Source organism: Croceivirga radicis (genome assembly GCF_002072105.2).
GTDB lineage: Bacteria > Bacteroidota > Bacteroidia > Flavobacteriales > Flavobacteriaceae > Croceivirga > Croceivirga radicis.
In genome coordinates this window covers 184,284-199,625 of sequence record NZ_MTBC01000001.1, presented here as the reverse complement: position 1 = coordinate 199,625, position 15,342 = coordinate 184,284, and the positions used below count along the sequence as shown (strand labels likewise).

At 37.5% G+C, this 15,342-nt stretch carries 15 protein-coding genes; 6 read left to right on the top strand and 9 right to left on the bottom strand.

What is annotated here, in order from left to right; all coding sequences use genetic code 11:
* Nucleotides 1-27 precede the first annotated feature (27 nt).
* Nucleotides 28-1,404 carry an MATE family efflux transporter gene (locus BUL40_RS00895; RefSeq protein WP_080317705.1) on the top strand — a complete coding sequence of 459 codons (1,377 nt, stop codon included), beginning with the start codon at nucleotides 28-30 and terminating at the stop codon, nucleotides 1,402-1,404.
* On the opposite strand, the gene BUL40_RS00890 is transcribed toward BUL40_RS00895, so the two are convergent.
* From BUL40_RS00890 to BUL40_RS00880, 3 genes are read right to left on the bottom strand one after another with little or no spacing between them, the layout of a single operon-like run.
* The gene (locus BUL40_RS00890; protein WP_080317704.1) at nucleotides 1,405-1,833 is read right to left on the bottom strand and encodes a nuclear transport factor 2 family protein; all 429 of its coding nucleotides are present in this window, start codon (nucleotides 1,831-1,833) and stop codon (nucleotides 1,405-1,407) included. It lies immediately after the preceding gene.
* On the bottom strand, nucleotides 1,830-2,996 hold the full coding sequence (locus BUL40_RS00885; protein ID WP_080317703.1) for a PQQ-dependent sugar dehydrogenase: 1,167 nt from the start codon (nucleotides 2,994-2,996) through the stop codon (nucleotides 1,830-1,832). Before BUL40_RS00885 ends, BUL40_RS00890 begins: the two co-directional genes overlap by 4 nt.
* 60 nt (nucleotides 2,997-3,056) lie before the next feature.
* A complete protein-coding gene (locus tag BUL40_RS00880; protein WP_080317702.1) occupies nucleotides 3,057-4,082 on the bottom strand; it encodes a helix-turn-helix domain-containing protein in 1,026 nt (341 codons plus the stop codon).
* 82 nt (nucleotides 4,083-4,164) lie between these two features.
* Here BUL40_RS00880 and BUL40_RS00875 point away from each other — a divergent pair, with 82 nt between their 5' ends.
* Together BUL40_RS00875 and BUL40_RS00870 are read left to right on the top strand one after the other, a co-directional pair.
* Nucleotides 4,165-5,259, top strand: coding sequence for a lactonase family protein (locus tag BUL40_RS00875; protein WP_244901798.1), 1,095 nt, complete (start codon nucleotides 4,165-4,167; stop codon nucleotides 5,257-5,259).
* A gap of 7 nt (nucleotides 5,260-5,266) precedes the next feature.
* Nucleotides 5,267-8,545 (top strand): VCBS repeat-containing protein, encoded by a 3,279-nt coding sequence (locus BUL40_RS00870; protein ID WP_080317700.1) that lies wholly within the window; start codon nucleotides 5,267-5,269, stop codon nucleotides 8,543-8,545.
* 64 nt (nucleotides 8,546-8,609) lie between these two features.
* On the opposite strand, the gene BUL40_RS00865 is transcribed toward BUL40_RS00870, so the two are convergent.
* Together BUL40_RS00865 and BUL40_RS00860 are read right to left on the bottom strand one after the other, a co-directional pair.
* Nucleotides 8,610-9,701 (bottom strand): DNA helicase PriA, encoded by a 1,092-nt coding sequence (locus tag BUL40_RS00865; protein WP_080317699.1) that lies wholly within the window; start codon nucleotides 9,699-9,701, stop codon nucleotides 8,610-8,612.
* A 78-nt stretch (nucleotides 9,702-9,779) separates the two neighbouring features.
* The gene (locus tag BUL40_RS00860) at nucleotides 9,780-10,922 is read right to left on the bottom strand and encodes an SPFH domain-containing protein (protein WP_080317698.1); all 1,143 of its coding nucleotides are present in this window, start codon (nucleotides 10,920-10,922) and stop codon (nucleotides 9,780-9,782) included.
* A gap of 264 nt (nucleotides 10,923-11,186) precedes the next feature.
* Between BUL40_RS00860 and BUL40_RS15700 the strand changes: the two genes are divergently transcribed.
* Nucleotides 11,187-11,336 carry a hypothetical protein gene (locus tag BUL40_RS15700; RefSeq protein WP_157832792.1) on the top strand — a complete coding sequence of 50 codons (150 nt, stop codon included), beginning with the start codon at nucleotides 11,187-11,189 and terminating at the stop codon, nucleotides 11,334-11,336.
* Nucleotides 11,326-11,688, top strand: a complete 363-nt coding sequence (locus BUL40_RS00855; protein WP_080317697.1) for a DUF2237 family protein — start codon at nucleotides 11,326-11,328, stop codon at nucleotides 11,686-11,688. Before BUL40_RS15700 ends, BUL40_RS00855 begins: the two co-directional genes overlap by 11 nt.
* Here BUL40_RS00855 and BUL40_RS00850 read toward each other — a convergent pair.
* Together BUL40_RS00850 and BUL40_RS00845 are read right to left on the bottom strand one after the other, a co-directional pair.
* The gene (locus BUL40_RS00850) at nucleotides 11,685-12,881 is read right to left on the bottom strand and encodes an FAD-dependent oxidoreductase (protein ID WP_080317696.1); all 1,197 of its coding nucleotides are present in this window, start codon (nucleotides 12,879-12,881) and stop codon (nucleotides 11,685-11,687) included. The two genes, BUL40_RS00855 and BUL40_RS00850, sit on opposite strands and share 4 nt — an antisense overlap.
* Entirely contained in the window at nucleotides 12,851-13,153 is a 303-nt protein-coding gene (locus BUL40_RS00845) for an acetyltransferase (protein ID WP_244901797.1), read from the bottom strand. The genes BUL40_RS00850 and BUL40_RS00845 overlap by 31 nt, the downstream gene beginning before the upstream one ends.
* 120 nt (nucleotides 13,154-13,273) lie before the next feature.
* Between BUL40_RS00845 and BUL40_RS00840 the strand changes: the two genes are divergently transcribed.
* Nucleotides 13,274-13,921: an HAD family hydrolase gene (locus BUL40_RS00840; protein WP_080317695.1), complete on the top strand. Its 648-nt coding sequence runs from the start codon at nucleotides 13,274-13,276 to the stop codon at nucleotides 13,919-13,921.
* A gap of 125 nt (nucleotides 13,922-14,046) precedes the next feature.
* Here the strand turns inward: BUL40_RS00840 and BUL40_RS00835 are convergent, their stop codons facing one another.
* Nucleotides 14,047-14,610, bottom strand: coding sequence for a PIN domain-containing protein (locus tag BUL40_RS00835; protein WP_080317694.1), 564 nt, complete (start codon nucleotides 14,608-14,610; stop codon nucleotides 14,047-14,049).
* Nucleotides 14,600-15,055 carry a helix-turn-helix domain-containing protein gene (locus tag BUL40_RS00830; protein ID WP_080317693.1) on the bottom strand — a complete coding sequence of 152 codons (456 nt, stop codon included), beginning with the start codon at nucleotides 15,053-15,055 and terminating at the stop codon, nucleotides 14,600-14,602. Before BUL40_RS00830 ends, BUL40_RS00835 begins: the two co-directional genes overlap by 11 nt.
* Nucleotides 15,056-15,342 lie beyond the last annotated feature (287 nt).

Sequence of the window (15,342 nt, the reverse complement as noted above, 5' to 3'; positions counted from 1 at the left end):
TTGAGGGTTATAATGAAATAGGAAAACATGGCCAACGTATCTTCTGAAGCATTGGGCACAGAACCAATAGGTAAATTATTGGTAAAACAAGCTGTGCCAGCATCTATTGGTATTTTGGTCATGTCCTTAAATATTTTGGTAGACACCATATTTGTTGGCAATTGGATAGGACCCATAGCCATTGCTGCCATAAATGTAGTTTTGCCGGTTTCTTTTTTTATAGCCGCCCTAGGTATGGCCATAGGTATTGGAGGGGCAAGTATTATTTCTAGGGCTTTAGGTTCTAACCAAAAAGAAAAGGCCTTGCTCACCTTTGGCAATCAAATAAGCTTAACCTTATTAGTAACCATAAGCATGGTAATACTGGGGTTACTTTATGTAGATACGCTTATTCCTGCTTTTGGAGGTAAAGGTGCAATTTTTGATTTAGCAAAAATTTACTACGTAATTGTATTATACGGTGTGCCGTTTTTAGCACTGTGTATGATGGGCAATGCCGTAATTAGGGCAGAGGGCAAACCAAAATATGCTATGACGGCAATGATTATCCCGTCTATTGGAAATTTGGTGTTGGATTACCTTTTTATTTATGTGTTGGATTGGGGAATGCACGGGGCGGCATGGGCTACCACGGCAGGTTATTTACTTTGTTTTGGTTACGTCTTTTATTTTTTTCTTTCGCCCAATTCCGAACTTAAAATTAATTTTCAGCATTTTAAACTTAATGGCTCGGTATTAAAGGAAATTGGTTCACTGGGTTTCGTTACCTTGGCAAGGCAAGCCGTTACCAGTATTACCTACCTTTTAATGAATAATATTCTCTTTAATCTAGGTGGTGAGCCATTAGTTGCGGTTTATGCCATAATTGGGCGTATGCTCATGTTTGCCTTATTTCCTGTTTTTGGGGTTACACAGGGCTTTTTACCAATTGCTGGCTTTAATTATGGTGCAGAAAAATATGATCGGGTAAAGAAAACAATAATTACCGCTATTAAATATGCCGCTTTGGTTGCCACATTGGTTTTTGTGATTCTAACGGTTTTTCCCAAAGAAATTGCCCAGTTATTTTTAAGTGATAGGCCAGATTTAGATGAACAAGCCTTGGCCATCAACGCCTATGTTTTGGAGCACATACCGCTAGCAATGCGTTTGGTATTTTTGGCTACACCTATAATTGCTTTGCAGTTAATAGGCGCCGCTTATTTTCAGGCAATTGGTAAGGCTGTTCCTGCATTAATTTTAACGCTTACCAGACAAGGCATTTTTTTTATACCGCTAATTTTAATGTTGCCATCCATCTATGGAGAATTGGGAGTGTGGATGTCTTTTTCTATAGCAGATGTACTTGCTACAATTGTCACCGGTATCTATTTATATAAAGAAGTGAAAAGAACATTGCACTAATTACTCGCTTCGAGTGGTGTTGGAAGCTGCCTTACTAATAATCTTCCAAGTCCCTGATAGCTTTTTAAGCAAGAATATATCCACATAAATATCTTTTGTTTTTTCAAAATATATTTCCGCTTTTGCTAGGGCAATATCATTTAATACTTCTATAGAAAGCACTTTTGTAGCCCTGCCGTTATATGCTCCTTTTTCTTTGTTTTCGTAAAAACCAGCATACGCTTCCGGACTAACAAGCCATATTTCTTGGTCTGGTTTGGATAAGAATAGAGGCGCATCCTTATAAAAAGCTTCAGTGATTTTTTCTGGATAATTATAAGAAGAACCTTCTAAGTATAAATTTAGCGTTGTGGTTATGGCAGCAACCTCGTTCTGGCCGAAACTTAGTATTGAAATGAATAGGGTTAAGACGATACATACTTTTTTCATAATTCGTTTGTTTTAGGTTTTATTTCAATGATTTTCCCGTTTTCTTCATCTGTAAGTAGGTATAGTTTACCTGCAGGGCTTTGAGCTATTTTACGGGAACGTGCTCGACTATCTAAGAACAATTCTTCTGCAGAAATGGGTACATCCTCATCCAGTTTAAATCGCCATAAACTACCTCTAGAAAGTCCAGGGACAAACAGACTGTTGGTCCACTGTGGAAAGGTAGTTCCTGTATAAAAGCATAAGCCTGTGGGAGCCACCGTGTGTTGCCAATACCAGACTGGTTCAACTACACTACTGTCTGCTAATACAGGGGGTTTATAGGTCTTACTCCGTAATTTGCCGGTGGTTCTGCTAGGCCAGCCATAGTTGCCACCAGATTGTAAAAGATTAAGCTCGTCTCCTTGTATGGTGCCATGCTCTGTAAACCATAAAGATTGGGTGCTTGGATTTAGAGCGATGCCTTGTGCGTTTCTTATTCCATAGGCGTAAATACTGGCAATAGCACCCTTACCTATAAGGGGATTATCTTTTGGAATGCTGCCATCTAGGTTAAACCGATGCATTTTTCCTCTGGGGTCGTTTAAGTCCTGCGCAATAGGTGTGGTAGGTTCATCATTTTCCCAATACAAACGTTCTCCTACCGTTAGGTATAATTTTTGGTCCGTACCAATAGCCATACCGCCACCATAATGAAAGTTGTCTTGAGTAAAAGGAGCAGCGACTAAAATAGTCTGGATATCCGTTAGCGAATCGTTTGCCAAACGTGCGGAAATAAATTTCGTAGTGCTGCCTATATTAGGTTTTTCAGCAGCATAGGCTATAAAGATTCGCTTATTTTGATTGTAATTAGGGTCTATTAATACATCAAAAATACCAGCATTGTCACCAAAATCTACAGCTCCTATACTATCTTTTAAATCCGATGGAAAACCTTTGATGCTAGTCTTTGTTTGGTAGGTTAAGTTCACTTTTACCAAATCACCATTTTTCTCGGATACCAAGGCTATTTCTTCTGATAAAAAGGCAATACTCCAAGGTTTGTTTAAGTCTTCAACAACTACTTCCTTTACGGGAATAGGTACAGGTTTAAATACGGGTGTGGCATCTTTGGTAATGCAATTTAGAAAGAAAATGGAAAGCAATGATAGCAAATAACGCATAGAATTGTTTTTGCCAAATCTGCCTTTTTTAGCAAGGTTAAACTTTAAAAATCATGATTTTTAAGATGATTTTACCGCTGCAATGTGCCCTTTCTTATATTGTGTGGGCGTTATCTTGGTTATTGCTTTAAAAGCAATATTAAAGGAAGTAGGATTGTTAAAACCAACATCGTAAGCAATGGTTGCAATTTTTTCTTCTGCATAATCAGGGTGTACCAAAAGTTGTTTTGCTTTATTAATGCGATGGGAGTTTACATATTCCGAAAAATTCATGTGCAAAACTTCATTTATGGCTTGGGACAATGCTCTAGGCGTTACCTGTAATTGTTCTGCAACACTAGCTAAATTCATGTTGGGTTGTAGGTAAGTTGCTTCGGTTGTAAATAGCCGTTCTAATTTATTGATGATAAGGCGTACCTCCTTAGGGTCTACAGTTGTGTTCACATATTTTTCTAGCGTAAAGGTGTGCTGTTTCAACATTAAAAAAGAAAACACGTAGACCAAAAATGAAAAGAAAAGAGCACCTCCAATGTAAAAAGGGACAATACCTAAAATATTACCGATATAAAAGAACCAAATTAGACCTACACCAATTACAAGGTTTCTAAACCATCGTATGGCAACTTTGGAAGCCAAAGGGCTACCAAATTTTAAGATACGAATCGCCAATACTATATAGATGGCTAAATGTACAAATACGGCGTAATACGTTAGATAGGCCCATAGTTGACCATCGTTGGGGATTAACCAACAAAATAACTCAAATAGACCAAAGGGTATAAAATGCAGGTAAGCACTTTTGGGTAATGTTTTTAATTTTAAAAGGAGCATCTTTCCATACCACCAAAGACTAGGGCCCACCAGTAATATGCCGCCCAAACCCATATTACGTTGCCAAGGGCTTAGGTCTATGTAAACATGTAAGATAGACTTACCAATACGTAGAATTAAACCAATTAGTATTAAAGACAGGAGTTGATTGCCAAGTACATTCCCTTTTTTAAGGCTGAGTAAATAACCACACAAAAATAAGCCTTGCGCAATACCAAGGCTACATAGAATTAAGATGATACTGTCTTTATCCACGGCGTAAAGATAAAGAACGTTAATGGTTGCTTTGGTTTTAGCTAGAAATAGTTACTTTAGAAGCCCACAAACCACACTAAACATGAAAATGCAATACCACATTTTAGCCTTAGTAATTTTGTTATTTACCGCCTGTAAAAAAGAAAAACCACAAGAGATGCAAAAAATATATATTGGCACCTATACCAATGGCAATAGTGAAGGTATTTATTCTATTCAGTTTAATCCATTAACGGGTACTCTAGACAGTTTAAAACTTGAGGCTAAGTTAAGTAGTCCTTCCTTTTTAACATTGTCTGATGATGGTAAAATGCTTTATGCCGTTGAGGAAACCTCGGACTTTGACGCTAATAGTGGTGGGGTTGTGGCACTCCAAGTTACGTCAGATGGTTTAAAAGAGGTAAATGCGAAAGCAACAGGTGGAGCAAATCCGTGCCATGTGGCCTATTCGCCATCTGGTCAATTGGCAGTTTCCAACTATTCTGGGGGTAATTTGGCCATTTTTGATTTATTAGAAGATGGGCAATTAGGGGACCGACAAGTAATTAATCATAATCCGCCAGACACTACAGGCATTAGCCATGTACATATGGCTCATTTTAATGCAGATGGATTATTTGCTGCGGATCTAGGGTTAGACCAAGTAAAAAGATATACCAAACAACCTTATGGTTGGGTGCCTGCTGAGCAAGAGGCATTAACTTTAGATAAAGGTGCAGGTCCAAGACATTTTGTGTTTGATGAGAGCAGAAATTTTATGTACGTTATTAACGAACTTAATGCAACATTAACGGTATTTAAAAGAGACGCATTAGGTAAGTTTCAGCCCTTGCAAACAGAAAGCACTATCGACCCCAATTATGCTGGTCCACACCCTTGTGCGGATATCCATATGAGTCCAGATGGGCAATTCTTGTATGGGAGCAACCGAGGAGAAAACACCTTGGTAATTTTTAAAATTGACAAAGCTACTGGAAAAATTAGTCTAGTGGGCAGGACTTCTGTGGAAGGCGATTGGCCAAGAAATTTTACCTTATCTCCAGACGGTAAGTTTGTTTTGGTAGCGAATAAAAAGAGCAATAATATTACCGTGTTTAAACGAGATGAAAAAGAAGGCACTTTAAACTTTTTGCATGAGGTAGCCTTGGACAGTCCCGTTTGTTTGGTGTTTGAATAATTGATGGATGAAATTGAAGAGTCAAATAGGTATTGTACTTACTGCTATTATTTTAGTACTTATTAGTTGCACTAATAAGATTCAAGAAAAAGAGCATGTAGAAAAAAGAAAAGAATATTTGTTTAAGGCGTTGTTGCCTAAAGAAACTGGGATTGATTTTAGAAACGTAGTAAAAGAAGATTCAATACATAATATACTCAACTACATTTATTACTACAATGGTGGTGGTGTAGCCGTTGGCGATGTTAATAATGATAGCTTGCCAGATCTATTTTTTGTAGGCAACCAGGTGCCCAATAAACTTTTTTTAAACCAAGGTAATTTTAAGTTTACAGAGATAGCGAAAAAGGCAGGCATTGCGGGGAACGCATCTTGGAATACTGGGGTAACCATGGTAGATATTAATGCAGATGGTTGGTTAGATATTTATGTTTGCGCGGTAAGTAATGTCTTAGATTTTAAAGGTAAAAACGAACTATTTATCAATAATGGAGATGGTACGTTTACAGAAGACGCAGAGGGCTACAATTTAGATTTTGAAGGTTATAACACACAGGCCTATTTTTTTGATTACGACAAGGACGATGATTTGGACGTGTTTTTGGTTAATCATGCCGTACATACTACAAGGGCACATGGTAAAGCATCCGTAAGAAATAATATTACTCCGAAAGTGGGAGATGTTTTACTACAAAATGTAAACGGTAAATTTATAGATGTAACTAAGCAATCTGGAATTTTCGCGGGTCCTAATGGTTATGGATTAAGTGCTTCTTTAGCTGATTTTAATAATGATGGCTGGGACGATATCTATGTTTGTAACGATTTTCATGAGGATGATTACTACTACCTAAACAATCAAGATGGGACCTTTATCGAGGCACATGGGCAAAATTTTGTTATTAGTAGTAGGTTTTCCATGGGAAGCGATGCTGGAGACATCAACAACGATGGCTTTCAAGATTTGATTACCTTGGATATGTTGCCCGATAACGAAAAGGTTCTAAAAGAGACCGAAGGGGATGATGCCATGCTTAATATGATAGATAAGCTAAGAGAATTAGGGTATAAAGACCAATATTCTAGAAATATGCTTCATATGAACTCACAAGGAGATGGGTTCTATGAGAATGCTATTATGAATAAAATGGCAGACACAGACTGGAGTTGGTCACCGTTACTTGCAGATTTTGATAACGATGGATACGCAGATCTTTTTATATCTAATGGTATAATGAGGCGCCCTAATGGATTGGACTTCATAAGGTATGTTTCTAATGCATTTAAGGGCAGGTCTACAGAAGAGGGTCAGAAATGGTTATATAACTCAATAGCTGCAATGCCGAATGGTATTGCTACTAATCAAATCTTTAAAGGCGGTAAAAACGGTTTCTCTAAGAAAACCGGAGAATGGTTCAATGCAAAACCAAGTTATAGTAATGGAAGTGTTTATGCAGATTTAGACCTAGATGGAAACTTAGACCTTGTAGTTAATAACTTTAATGATTTTCCTTCCGTTTACAAGAACACCAGTAATAATGGTAAAGCAATAGCTTTAGGTTTTCGGTATAAGGGACAGAATAAATTTGGGGTTGGAACTAAGGCCATAGTGTATCAAAGCGAACGTAAGCAGCTTAAACAGTTATATGCCTCTAGAGGTTTTTTATCTAGCGTAGACCATCAGTTACATTTTGGTCTGGGTAATGACCGTAAGCCTATAGATTCCATAAAAGTTATATGGCCAGATAATACTACTCAAATTATAAAAAACAATTTGGACGCGGTAAGGCTTACGGTAAATTATAATCCATTAGAAGTAAAGAAAGAAGAAGATTTATTTCTTAAACAAGGAAATTACCGTTTTGAGGAAGTAGATTTAGGTGTTGACTTTCAACACAAAGAAGATAACTACAATGATTTTAAAGAAATTAAATTAATTCCATATAGAATATCCAATCTTGGTCCTGCGGTAGCTAAAGCAGATATAGATAATAACGGTTTTGAAGATGTTTTCATAGGAGCAGCAGCTGGGGAAGAGGCGAAACTGTATTTAAATAATGGGCAAACTTTTAAACCCATGTCTATTCCTGAAATAGAAAAGGATGCCCTTTTTGAAGATAATACAGCTGTGTTTTTGGATGCAGATCAAGATGGTGATTTGGACTTATACGTTGGCAGCGGAATAGCCCCTAACAGAGATGGTACCTTAGAAATTGATCGCCTATATATAAATAACAACTTAAATTTTATAAAGGCTACAAATGCTATCCCAGTAAATGATTTGGTAACAACCTCGGTAACCGCAGTAGATTTTGACTTAGATGGGGATACGGACCTCTTTATAGGTAATTTATGTGATGCAGATAATTTTGGTGCACAAGTAGATTCTTATCTTTTGGAGAATAATGGAAAGGGAACTTTTACCAAATCTAGTAGGTTAAGGGTTAAATCTAATATAAATAAAGCTAAGTGGGCAGATGTAGATGGAGACAAAAGGCCAGATTTATTGTTAGCATCTGAATGGGATGTCCCCAACGTCTATTTGAATAAAGAACGCGGATTTGTTAAGTTAGATTTGCCGGAAAATTTAACTGGTTTATGGCAAGAGATAGATTTATTTGACATGGATAATGATGGTTATAAAGATATTGTTCTCGGTAACTGGGGTTTAAACACTAAGTACAGTTTAAATTTTGATGGGCCTTTGGTAATGTATCACTCAGATTTCGATTTAAACGGTAGTAATGAAACCCTTTTAGCCTATAACATAGACGGAACCTACTATCCTTTAAATTCTAAGATGGAAATGTCCGCCCAAATGAACATTATAAGTAAGCTCTATGTACAACATGCAGATTTTGCAGGTAAATCTATTGAAGACATAATTAAAAAAGGAACATTAAGTAGGGCAAAGAAATATGAATCCAATTATTTAGCTTCCGGTTATATTAAGAATGATAATGGTACTTTTAAAGAGTTTGTGCCCCTGCCAAATCATTTTCAATTGGCACCACTAACCCAGTTTGAACAAATAGAACTTGATAATAAAACTTTCTTTATGGTGGCGGGAAATAGTGAAAGGGTAAATACGTATCATGGTAAATACATGAGCTTAGGGGGGATTATTGGATCAAGTGTTAACAACTATAAGCAAGTCAAGGATTACGGTATCGCTCCATTTTCTAATCAAATTACATTTATAACTACGATTAAAATGAAAGCTGGCCGCCAAGTTATTTTTGTGGTTCCTAATAATGATAAAGTCAAAACCTACATTACAAAGTAATCGGCTTTGTTATTGTAGGTAACGCTTTCAAAAGATGGTCTAATCTAATTAAATAAATGGAAAGCTATCTGCCAACTACCACTAGAATTCCTATGATGATAAGACCCACTAAAACGGCAAAGAAAATCTTCCAAGCACTATACGGTCTAGAACCAGAAATGGTTCCGTTTTCGCCATTAACAAAAAAGTTATATTCCTTGCCGTTATACCGGTAAGAACTTACATAAACTGGGAGTAAGATGTGCTTAAACGTTTCTTCTGATAATTGCACATCCATACTGCTTACCCGTTGGGTATCTCCACCAATATCTTGTCTGCACCAGCGTTCTGCAATTCGTTTAGCTTCGCCCTTGGCAGCCAAATGCCCTTGGGATAAGGGAATGGTATATTTTTCGGTTACAAAACCACGCAAAAAGCTGCTGTTAAAAGGTTGTAGTAATTTAAGATTCCACCTAGCAATTTTACTGGGAACTCGGCCCTTTCTTTGCTTACTAGCTTCCACTAAAGTATCGTCTACAAAACCAGCTACGCTGCCAGAGGCTGGGTACCAACGTGTTTTCCGTACCCGCTGGTTTACCATTTTACCATTGCTGTTACGTACCCGTTTGGTTTCATAATAATATTCACCACGCTGACCAGAATATTGGGCTTGTAATTGGGCATCAAACGTCCAATAGGGTAAATACAATCCTTTGGTAAATTGCGGGTCTAATGCCGCTTTTTTTAAGTTGTCTGGTGCAAACCAAAGTGAATTAACCCATTTTTTAAAGATTTGAAAAGACTTTTGTTTATCTATTTGAAAAGGCAATACGGCACCCGGCAAAATCCATTCTTCTTTATACTGGTCTTCTAAAACCAAAGGCATGCTACAGTACACACAGTGTAGCGATTTGTAGTTTTCTTCTACATGCTGGGTAGCACCACAATTTTTACAATTGAGCATGGAAATTTCTTCGGAGTGGCGTTGCGCCCCCATTTCCTTAAGGTAGGGATACAGCTCTAGCTCTTCAAAACCATTTTCGTCTAAATGAATTTCTTCGGTATGGCCACAATATTCGCACAAGACAGTTTTAGTGCCCGGGCTATATTTCATTTCTGCACCACAGTTTATGCAGGGTTTTTTAAGTTCGGTTTGTTGGGTATTCACCGCTTCCATGAGCTGGGTATGCTTTGGTGTTTATAAGTGAGCAGCAGCTTTGCTGCTGCCCATAAATTAGTTTTATAAATGTGCTAATTACGCTGTTGGCGGTAGTGGTGGAGGTGTGTTGCCTCCTAAGAAGGACTTTAATTCTTCTACTTCTTGTAACTGCGCCCAATTGCTCATGCCCTGTTTCCACACCAAACTTTCCCTATTAATGGTGCGGTTGGCAAATAAGGTTTTTAATTGGTCAAACGTAACCGGACCTTGTTGTGCGCCGTTGGCCGCATAAAAGTATTGTACCTGTACCGGCATTGGTGGGGGTACGGCGCCAGTTGTAGCAGGCTGCTGTGAACCAGGTTGGCCGCCCATTTGCGGATTCATTAAACCGCCCATTTGTTGCGCCAAAACAAAGCCCATACCCATACCCATACCGGCACCGGCGGTTCCGCCTTCGTTTTGGGCAGCTGCTTCAATAGCTTTGGCAGCTTTGAACTTGGTTAGCTTATCTAAATCTAACTTGTCTATGCGGCTGTATTCAAAAATTTCTTTCTTAAGTTCCTCTGGCATAGAAACATTTTCTATGTAGAATTTTTCTAAAGAAATACCTACACTTTGGAACTCGGGAGCCATTACTTCCTTACACGTTTCAGAAAGTTCTGTGGTATTGGCGGCATACAGTTCAATGGGTAAATTGGCCTCGCCAACGGTGTCTGTAAATCGGGTAGCGATTAAACTTTTTAAATGCTCGTTAATTTCATAATTGGTAAAGTTGTTATCCGTACCTACAATATCAATAATAAATTTGCCTGCATCGGAAATACGGAAGGCATAGGTTCCAAAGGCACGTATCTCTACCAAGCCAAAACGGTCGTCACTTAAGGTAATTGGGTTTTTAGTGCCCCATTTTTCATCGGTAAATAAATGGGTGTTCACAAAATAAACTTCGGCCTTAAAAGGGGAGTTAAAACCGTATTTCCAACCCTTTAAAGTAGAAAGGATAGGTAGGTTTTGGGTAGTTAACTCATAAGTACCGGGGGTAAAAACATCTGCAAGTTGCCCTTCGTTTACAAAAACTGCCGTCTGCCCTTCTCTAACGATGAGTTTGGCGCCGTTTTTAATTTCATTCTGATACCGCTCAAAACGGTGTGCAATGGTGTCGTCCGTGTAGTCTAGCCACTCAATAATATCTATAAATTCATTACTGAGCTTTTCCTTGATTTTTCCGAAGATATCCATGTTTTAGAGTTTAGGTTTATAGTAGAAACAACAATGTATTAAAGGTGTTTCTTGGTTATTTGTACGGTTTAAAATAATAGGCTTTGCCTTGCCTTAAAGCTAACAAAAATTGCCTTGCTATACTTTAGATAGGTAGCAAATTATAACTAATTGTTACAGACCTTCTAATTGATTGACTATTAAACCAATCTTAAATGTTTAATAAATATGTAAATAAATTAAACAAAATGATTATTTTTAAGGTGAAGAGGAAAAAGAATTGCTATGAAAAAGAAAACACCTTACATGATTGAGCGTCCTTTGGCAGATATGCATGCCGATGGCGTACGTTTTGATGTATCCATTATTGAAGCCTTACGAAACCAGCAAACCATTGCTGAAACTAAGTATCGAAAAGAAAACAATGCCCAATAACGTTCTTGGTACTGCTTTAGAGCCTTGTTGTTTTGCACCAAAAACCGGATTTTACCGGGATGGCTATTGCAAAACGGGCGATATGGATACGGGTACGCATGTGGTATGTGCGCTAATGACCAAAGAGTTTTTAGCATTTTCATTAAGCCGTGGCAATGATTTAATAACACCCATACCCTATTATAATTTTCCAGGTTTAATACCTGGTGATAAATGGTGTCTGTGTGTTTCTCGTTGGAAGGAAGCCTACGATGCCCATGTTGCACCACCAGTAATTTTAGAGGCTACCCATGAAAAAGCCTTAAAAACAGTTTCTTTTGATATGTTGCTAGAACACAAGCATACCCATTAGGTGTGTTGTAGTTGATTCATTACTGCACAGGCGCCTGCTTCTCCGGATTGCATGGCAGCATTTAAGGAGCCGTTTAAAGTATAATCCCCAATAGAAATGCTATTGGATGAGTTCCCTTTCTGTGTAAAATCTTGTCGTATGTTTTCTAAATCGGGCAATGCTTTTTTAATGTGGTAGTGTTTCACTAGCCTACCCGTTTCTATGGCACAATGTAGTTTTAATTCTTTACGAACCAATTGCTCTAAATCAGTTACAGCATGGGTACTTTCTTTCACCACGGTAACCGATAGTATGGGTGTTTTGGTTTGGAACAAGTAATTAATGTTGTTGGCATAGGTCTCTGGGGCCGTAAGCAATCCTATGATACCGGGTTCAATAGCCCATTCTGCAGTTTCAAAATAAAAATTATGGCAACTTTTCCAGGCTACTTCGCTTTGCAACGGAGCGCTACAGAGGACTGCATCGGTAGTAATCGTTTCGCCCTTTTCAGTTGCGATTTTTCCCGTTGCGGAAAAATTTACTGTGGTATTAAACTGGAAGGTGGTCTGTTTTAAACTGTTTTTTAATTGTTCGGCCACAGCGCCAATACCATTTTGAGGAACAGCCGCATAGCCTTCGCCAAACATCTTAAATACAAACTGAAACATTCTGGATGAGGTCCGTAATTCTTCTTCTAAAAAAATGCCTGTGAAAAAAGGTTTAAAAAAGTTATTGATTATGCTATCCGTAAAACCATAGTCTTGTAAAAAAGCTAGTGTAGTGGTTTCTTTAGATGCAAAAATGTCGTTTAGTGAAGTACGTTTTAATTGCTGTGAAAGTTTAAATATTTTCCATTTGTCCTTAAAGGTACCCGCTTTAGAAACCAAGGTGGGCCACAAAGCGCTAAAATCCCGCAGTGGGTCGCCAATACGTTCTCTTTTACCGTTAGAAAACAAAAGGGCTCCAGGTTTAAAATAGTTGAGGTTAAGCGCTTCTAAATTCAAGTGTTTTTGCACCATAGGATAGGCCGTAAGTAGTACTTGAAAACCGTGGTCTAAAGGCACACTATCAATAAAATCAGTTTTAACTCTACCGCCAACTGCTTCCGTAGCCTCCACAACGGTTGGGCTATAGCCTTTTTCTTCCAAAGTTTTGGCAGCGAGCAGTCCGCTTACTCCAGCGCCTATAATGGTAATGTTAGCTGTTTTTTCCATGATTTTCTATATGTTAGAGACGCTTTATGATGTGCTAAAAGCAATTTTTTATTGGATAAATAACTCCTTAATAGTTGCCGTAATTGCAGCTTTTGTTGGTTGGTTAGGTGTTTATAGGCAGGTCTGTTAATTTTTGTATCCCATTTCGCCTTAAACAGCCAATCTAAAGCAATACGCAGATAGCAATGGTTTTCAAAAGGCAATTCAGGATATTGCGCTACCAACCTATTGGGTAGGTTTTCATAGACTTCTTTTATTGTTGAATTATTCACGCCATAAAATTAAACAGAATTAGTGTGAATATTCACAAATTAAGGCGCGCTTTTTATAATGTAGCTTAAATGAGGGTTTCCTCTAGTATTCCTATTATTTTTACACCAAATAGTTGTAAGATGATAAAAGCAGTTTTGTTTGATATGGATGGGGTAATCATAGATTCTGAACCCCTGCATACAAAAGCCTACCACGCCATGTTTCAAGAATTTGGTATGGATGTATCTGCTGCTTTGTACGAAAGTTTTACCGGAAAGGCCACCTTGGCTATTTGCGAAGAACTGGTGGCCGAATTTAACCTAGATGCGCAGCCCAAAGATTTGGTAGCCAGCAAGCGCAAACATTTTAAGTCGCTTTTTGCCCTAGATACGGATTTAGAACTTATACCTGGCGTTCTAGACCTGATTAAGGACTACCATGCTAACGGACTTACCTTAGTTTTGGCAAGTTCTGCCAGTATGCCTAGCATAAATAATGTGTTTAAACGTTTTAATTTGGACCAGTATTTTGTGGCAAAATTAAGTGGGGCAGACCTAAAAGCATCTAAACCGCATCCAGAGATTTTTATAAAAGCTGCGGAAGCTTCTGGTCATGAGAAAGCGCATTGTATGGTAATAGAAGATTCTACCAATGGCATAAAAGCTGCACACAGCGCAGGTATTTATGCGGTAGCGTTTGATAGTCCACATTCTAAAAACCAAGATTATGCTCTAGCTGATAAGGTAATTACTTCTTTTAAAGAGATTGCTTTTAGCGAATTACAGTAGACTTACAATATGGGTTGGAGCGGTTGCACTATTTAAAACAGTAGTGTATAAGAATTGGTTTATCTTTATGCTAAAAGTGGAATATCAGTAATATGACGGATATTGAATTGTTGTCATTAATTCACTCAAAGTTGCGAATGCAAGAAGTCAGCAGTATCTTTTAATCCTCTATTTCTAAGTATATCTAAGACTTCAAACTCATCTAAATCAGGATTTCGACGATATAACACCATTTCTTTAAACGCTTTTACAGCTTCTTCTGGATTTAAGTCGATAATATCAGTTAAGAAATCATCTGCGGTCTTGGCGGAAAGGCCAAACGATGATAAATACTCTTTCGGAAAATCTTTAATATTATTTGTAACAATTACGTTAGCGTTGGTCTTAATTGCTGCGGCTAGCACATGACAATCATTTGGGTCAGATAATTCCAATCCAGAAATCAACCCTGAATAGTTAGGTACAAAAGCATCTGGAAATGCCAAATTTGCTTTTGACATACGCTTAGAAATTTCTTCTTCAGAAACTCCTTTTCTTTTCATAACATCTGCCCATTCATCGAAAATATGTTCACTCCATTTAGGAGTATATAAATCATAATGAGCAAACCAAAAAAGTAAATCTCTAATCTCAATCGGATAAATAACATTTGTATCTAAAACACAAATAAAACGAACACTATGTATCATATAGTCCGATTTCCTCGTCAGATTGCATAATTTCAATAATATGCTTTTTCTGAGTCTCTTTCATTTTTCTCTTATAATTCATTACATCTTCAAACTTAACTCTACGATGTTTTCCAACTTTAGTGAAATCAATTTTTCCTTCTTCCAAAAGTTTAACAAAATGAGGTCTAGAACAACCTAAAATTTCAGCTGCCTTTTGCGTTGTTACTTCTGTGGCAATTGGCACCAAAGAAAATGGTTTACCCTTGCTCATTGCTTCTAAAATCTCTCCTAAAAGTTTCAATGCGCTTAATGGTATTTTTATCCTTTCTTGAGTTTCATCTATCTCTATTTCAGGATTATTGGACTTTAATTCCTTAATCACAGAAGAAAGGGCATCATAAGATTGTATCGCAATCTTTTGCTCCTCTTTTGAGGCTTTATTAACATTATTATAAGTTTCCATTTGGTTTATTAAGTTTCGCCTTTACAATATTAAACGAAATAAACGAAACAAGCTTACATTTGAAATGTTAAAATTAAAAACTAATGACAACAAAACCTATAAACAATAAGGGCTTAGGACTTAATCGAATGGTTTGCGTATTTTTATGAATTCGCGAAATCTTTGGGATTTCGCTTTTGAACAAAAAAAGAAAAAACAAAACCAAAAGATTGCGCTATGTGCGTGGCGGAAAGCAAACGCTAGTTTGCTCCCGTACTGTTCATAGCTAAACCGTTATACTGAATTTA